1 protein-coding gene is annotated in these 2,082 nt (G+C 69.2%); it reads right to left on the reverse strand.

From position 1 onward, the window contains the following. Nucleotides 1–174: 174 nt before the first annotated feature. A complete protein-coding gene (locus VGT06_10335; protein ID HEV8663518.1) occupies nucleotides 175–1,383 on the reverse strand; it encodes a type II secretion system F family protein in 1,209 nt (402 codons plus the stop codon). Nucleotides 1,384–2,082 lie beyond the last annotated feature (699 nt).

Here is a 2,082-nt window from a genome sequence, read left to right on the forward strand (position 1 = left end):
GCGGGCGAGGGGGGAGGCCGCGACCTGGTGGCGGGCCGCCAGGAGGTCCAGGAAGGCCTGGACGTCCCCGTTGCTCTCCCGGGCGAGCGTGGCCGCCGCCGCCTCGGGGACGAGCCCCTCGGTCACCAGCAGCTCGTGCAATCGCGCGGTCGCGCCCTCTCGCATGCCGGACTCCTACCGGATGATGGAAACCAGATGAAACACGGGCAGGTAGAGCACGATGACGATCGTGGCCACCACGAGCCCCATGGCGGCCATGATCACCGGCTCCAGCAGCGCGGCCATCGAGGAGAGCCGGAGGTCCACCTCCTCGTCCGAGGCGTCCGCGGCGTGCCCCAGCATCTCCTCGAGGGCCCCCGTACTCTCCCCCACGGCCACCATCTCCACCATCATGGGGCTCGTAACCCCCGTCTCTTGCAATGCCCGGGCCAGGCTACTCCCCCCTACGACCAGGGGGATGGCCGTCCGGATCCGGGCGGCCACGTGGGCGTTGCTTACCGCGCCCGCCGCCACCTCCAGGGCGGGGACGACCGGGGTCCCCCCTCCCACGACGGCGGCCAGGCTCCGGCAGAAGGTGGAGAGGGCATACCGGTGCAGCACCTTCCCGGCCCAGGGCAGGTGCAGGATGAGACGGTCCAGGGTCGCGCGACCCCCGGGTGTCCGGCGCCACCAGGCAAAGTAGAACCCGGCCGCGAGCAGCGCGGCGAGCAGGAGGGGCCAGTCGGCCCGGATCCGCTGCGTGGTCGTCACCAGGAGCTGGGTTGGGAGGGGCAGGCGAGCGCCGAAATCGTCATAGATGCGGGAGAAGGTGGGAACGACGAAGGTCAGCAAGAACAGGATGACCGCTCCGGTGATGACGACGAGGGCGCTCGGGTACATGAGCGCATTGTAGACCTTCTGTCGGAGCGCGAGGAAGTGTTTGAGCGTGGTGACGAACCGCCCCAGGGTGGCGACCAGTGCGCCGCTCTGCTCTCCCGCCCGGACCGAGGCCACGAAGAGGGGGGGGAAGACCCGCGGGTGGCGGGCCGCGGCGGCCGAGAGGGAGGCTCCTCCCCGAACATCCTCCCGGATCGCCTGGAGGGTCTCCAGGAGCCCCGGGTGGGTCGCCCGGCCGATCAGCAGATCGAGGGTCGCCATGATGGGAAGGCCGGCGCGCAGCAGAGCCAGCAGTTCCTGCGAAAAGGCGAGGAGCGTCTTCCGCGAGACCCGGCGGCGTCGGGAAAAGGGGCGCAGGGCACGACCAGCCGCCTTGGGGCGGATTCCGAAGATGTAGTAGCCCTCGCGCTCGAGCTGCTGGCGGAGGGCGGCCGCGTCCTCGGCCTCGCATTCCCGGTCGAGGACTGCGCCGGTGGGGCTGGCCAGCCTGCAGAGGAACCGAGCCATGGGGTCCCGTCCAGCTCCCCCGGGCCAACCGGGGGAAAACGCGCGTATTCTAGCAAGGTTGGAAGAGGGTCGCAAGGGTCTGCCCCAGGCCTCTCGGGCCCCACCTTCGGCTGGCCACATCTCTCCCGGGCGAAGGAAACGCAGGTCAGTCAGGGCACCCCTGTTGGGGAGGAATGTCGGGGACAGGGCGAGGCCCGCGATCAGACGGAGCCGCCATCACGAGGCCCGCGCTCAGCGGCAGCTGCCATCAACGCGGAAGTTTCCGGGCTAATGGGTCGGAGCAGTGGTTCCCTGTATGAGTCCAAGTCGCCCCGCTTCCAGGAGGGTGCCTCATCCCGACACCGGAGAATTTCAGCCTCGAGCTCATCCCAGTATTCGCTTTCGTGCTCGCAGCGACAGAAGACGCAGCGAACCCTGTACCGCGTCGGTGCCAGATCCAGCCGTAGCGCCACAGGATTGCCTCCAGCAGATTCGTCCGCTCCACATCGCACCCCTCTCCGGTTCCTCTCGATGCCAGCCGAAGAGGCGTACCCTTACAGACGGTAGGCGGGGGGGCGGGGAAGGGCAATCGGGCGAATGCTGGATTTCCAGGGGGAGAAAACTCCTGAGGGGGGGCGGCCAAGACGCATGGGCCGCCTGCATCCGGAGGGGGACGTCATGGTCGAGCGGGGCCTAAAGCGCGCGCGGGAAAGGGGTTTC

It is taken from the genome of Candidatus Methylomirabilis sp., from assembly GCA_036000645.1.
In the GTDB taxonomy this organism is placed as follows: domain Bacteria; phylum Methylomirabilota; class Methylomirabilia; order Methylomirabilales; family JACPAU01; genus JACPAU01.

Coding starts and splice junctions, on each gene's coding strand:
- VGT06_10335 (HEV8663518.1), bottom strand. CDS start 1,383: ATGGCTCGGTTCCTCTGCAGGCTGGCCAGCCCCACCGGCGCAGTCCTC.